Raw genomic sequence first — 3814 nt, forward strand, 5'->3', positions numbered from 1 at the left:
CACCAGTGCAGCGGCTGCAAACTGATTGCCACGCAACCCCAGCTCCCTGAGATAGTAATTTCTGGCCTCTTCTCCGTCTTCCCAGATCTCACCAATATCCCTGAAGGAGAACTTTACCTCAGGATAAGAAGACTTTATCTCCTTTTCGAATTGCCGGTAGTACTCCAACTTGCTGGTTTTTTTTTCGTCAATATCCGTTTTATAGTTGAGATGGTCTACAAGAAAATCCTTCGACGCCTGATCAAATGGCTGGCCCTGTTCCAGTTTTGGCTCTATGGCTTTCCAGGCCTCATCCTGTAGCCTCATCAGTTCTTTCAGTAATTCCGATTCAAAATCAGATGGATTACCGGGACCGGGTTGGCTGGTCAATTTACTGGTCACTGATTCTTTAAGGGCTTCGGCAAGCACACCGGCAAGCATTGCATTCGTGTCATACCAGAGGTTTATTGTTAATCCGGACTCTGAATTTGTCTTAATCCATAAGCGGATATTGCTCAGCTCCCAGTCGGTCGGGTTAACGCTGACAAAATGCAGCTGTTTGGGGATTGATTCCAGATTGTGTTGAAGCCAGCTCTCGAAGTCTGTAGCCAGTTTCATAAATGTTGTGCCGATTTCCTGCAGGTGATGCCCGATCAGGTTGACGAGTTTTCCGTAGACCCCAAAGACCGCGGGAAAGGTTAACGGAGTATTTAAATCGCGGAGGCCATCGAGATTTTTAAAAGCCGCGAGCAGGTTTTCAAAACGCTCGTTTAAGTTTTTGTTCGAGGAGCGTTCGTAGACTAATAACAAACCAAATTTCTTTTGGAATGTCCTGGAGTCAGGAATGAGTTGGTCGATTGAACCTTCAACAGGATTTGGATCGGCACGGCGAACTCTGTGTCCTGCAGCCGGTCTGGCAACTCCGGGATAGCGCCACAGGTAGGGTGGCAGAAGACCGTTATCTGCGGTCATTGTGCCAATGGACGCCAGTTGCAGACGATAGCTGCCGTTCCCGTCAGGCTCTGCCGTCAGTTCCAGATGACGCCCCAAAGAGCCGTGCCCGGTCACTGCCAGTCGCACGGATTTTCTGGCGTCTGTCACTGTCGTTTGATTAAACCTTACCTGTAAGGGCAAGGTGTCTTTGACCATCACCTGACGAGGGTTCACTACCGGTAACGGCAGTCTTTCCTGTCCGGGTCTGTCCTGTTCGAGTCTGTCCTGTTCGAGTCTGTCCTGTTCGAGATAGTACCGCGGCAAACCAAGCTCAGTACGAATCCGGTTTTTGGCCGCATTGGCATCTTCCTCTGGCGTCAGCCCGAGGGCCAGTCGCAATGTTTCCCCCAGCTGGTAAAAGAACGAAAGATGGCCTGACAGCCACCCGGTACCGTAGGGCAGGTCCCCCTCGGCCGGATCAAAATGGATGACAGTGAAGGTGCCGTTATTGACTGTCTGGTTGGTCGGGGCAAGATCATGGACGGTATCATTTTCGGCACTATGATCTATGGGCAGGTAGGTCAGCGGGCCGGACTTGCTGTCGGGGGATGCGCCCTTGCGACCGAGGATAATCAAACTGACATACTCCCCGGGAATCGTCCTGTTGCGCTCATCGGGGGAGACCTTCATTAAACTTTTGTCGTGTATATCACCAAGGGTGTCGGGTCTGATCGGGGTCGTTACATTGCCCGACAGCCTCCGTAACGCGTCGGTATTGTTCAACCGGCGTCTGAACAGGTCGCTGGCGTCTACCAATTGCCGCAGGTCACTGGCGAGGGTCTGGTTACTGGAGCTGGCCAGGTAGTCCGGCGCCAGGTAAACCCCTATCCAGTCACCCAGAGCCTTGAGGGTAAGGAATCTGCCCCGAACGCTGCTGGTGGCATTGTTAAGGAGCGGCGACTGCTCTGGCTCCAACAGGCCATCGTATTCATCCTGTTGTGTTTCATCATTTTTTTTCAGTCGCTGAAGGTTTGCCAGAGCCGGATTGTCAGGATCTCTGGCAGTCAGCCAGTCCAGACTGTCATCAAGTGCTCTGCGGAAAAACCATTGTTTACTGCGCAAAGGTTGTTCGTCGTAAACTGTGACAATAGCCTTGAGTAAATCCGCCATTTCCCCGGTTGTGCGGTCAGTCTCCGTTGACGGTTGCCAGTCTTCCATAACGCTGGCCAGTGCTGGTGCCAGCCCGTCACCCTGATAAAGTTCGCGGACGGCATCAACAAAGTCTTCTGCAGTGCCACCCCGCTTTCTGAGGTTATGGCGTTGGCCTGACACCAGCCGCTGGTAGAGATCACCGGACTGTGCTGGCCATTGCCGGGCCTGGTAACGTTCATCCAGCCCATAATGCGCTTGCAGTGCTTCCAGCCTTTTGCCAGTCATTCCCCAGAGCTGTTCAATACCGGCCACAGCCACGGCACTGTCCGCCAGGGTTTTTCGCCATGCAGGTACCAGCAGGGATGACAGTCCGTGCCCAAGAGCTCCGTCAGAGTGCCGGGAAAGATCGGCGGCTCCCAGACGAATCAGTGGCTGACTGTCGTTTATGAAGGTGGTGTCACTGTCAATAAATAATCGGTCGGACTCTGCCCTGATAAGAGGGATCTTGTGATCCGGGCCACCCGGATCATTGGCAATCTGAAGTCCGCGAAGAAAGGCCAGCAACTGCCGGTTAAGACCACCGTGCAGAAACAGCCCTGCCAATTTCTCAAGGTCAAAGACCAGCCGCTGGAGCCTTTGTGCCGGATCCTTGTAACCCCGCGAACGATAGCCTTCCACATCAAGGGTGATGTCGACCAGTCCCAGTGACGGAGCGGCGTCGCCCTGGGGGTATACCCTGACGGCTATTTCTGTTCCGTTAACACGGGTGCGGTAACCTTCACCAAAAGCGGGACAGGTTATTGTCTCGTCGATGCGCAAAAGCGGCGCGACGGGCGTGAATGTAAAATAATTGTCAGGCAGGGGTCTGGTAACATTGCCTGTTGAAGGGATCTCCTCGCTTTTGAGCCAGGCCAGTGTTTGACTAAGGTCGTTTTTAGAATGCCAGTGCCTGGCTTGCAATTCGGCACTTAGAGGAGTTGGAGGTTTCTCAAGATTTTTTGGGCTATTGAACAGATCAGGAAGCAAAGACTCCAGCCAATAGAGTGAAGTCGGCGATACTTTCTGATTCAACCATTTGGCAGCCAGGGTTTCAGAGATAAAGTCGAGCTGTGTTTGAGTGGCTGTAGCAGAAACCACGTCACCAGCCTGGCTGATGGGAGAGGGGATTAAACCGCCACCATTTTCTTTGGAACCTTTCTGGCGCGCCTGAAATTCTGACCAGAAGTTATTGGGGTCACAGGCTTCATAAACGACCATTGCCATGTTGTTCAACAACCTGGCAACGATTCGGTCAGTTCCGGGAGCATCGGCTATACCGGCAGCTTTGCCCGAAGCCTGGGGCAATAATGACGGATTGATGATCGATTGCCCGATTAACAATGTCACGCCATCGTCGTCATAATAGATATTCTGCCCCGGCAAATCAGGGTCAGACAGGATAATACTGATATTCCGATGTATGTAGTGAGGAAAAAAACCGGACTGCTCAATTAACCAGAAGGCTCGGTCAATGGCTGTCCTGACAGTAATAATGTGTTCTGGCGTGGCAAAGACCGACTCCGGGTTGGCCGGGTTCACCAACAGTCTGATGGTAAAGGTATCGGTATTAACAGTGGCCGAGTAAAACCAGTTATCGCTGGTATCCAGCCATTGTCTTTTGGGAGCAGGGCTGAGAGGATTGGTATCAGTCAGATTGGCAGGCATACGGGAAGCTCTCCGTAACTGACAGGCCATTCAGCCTTGACCTGTC

At 52.4% G+C, this 3814-nt stretch carries 1 protein-coding gene (only partly in view); it reads right to left on the reverse strand.

Features of this window, described 5'->3' with window-relative positions; genetic code table 11:
• A protein-coding gene (locus P6910_RS09135; RefSeq protein WP_317145963.1) for a TcdA/TcdB catalytic glycosyltransferase domain-containing protein crosses the window boundary here: on the reverse strand, window positions 1-3768 show its beginning. It extends 24390 nt beyond the left edge of the window; 3768 of the gene's 28158 nt are visible here — the first part of the coding sequence; it begins with the start codon at window positions 3766-3768; its stop codon lies beyond the left edge, outside the window.
• Between the last annotated feature and the right edge of the window lie 46 nt (window positions 3769-3814).

Origin of the sequence: Endozoicomonas sp. 8E, assembly GCF_032883915.1 — a bacterium.
GTDB lineage: Bacteria > Pseudomonadota > Gammaproteobacteria > Pseudomonadales > Endozoicomonadaceae > Endozoicomonas_A.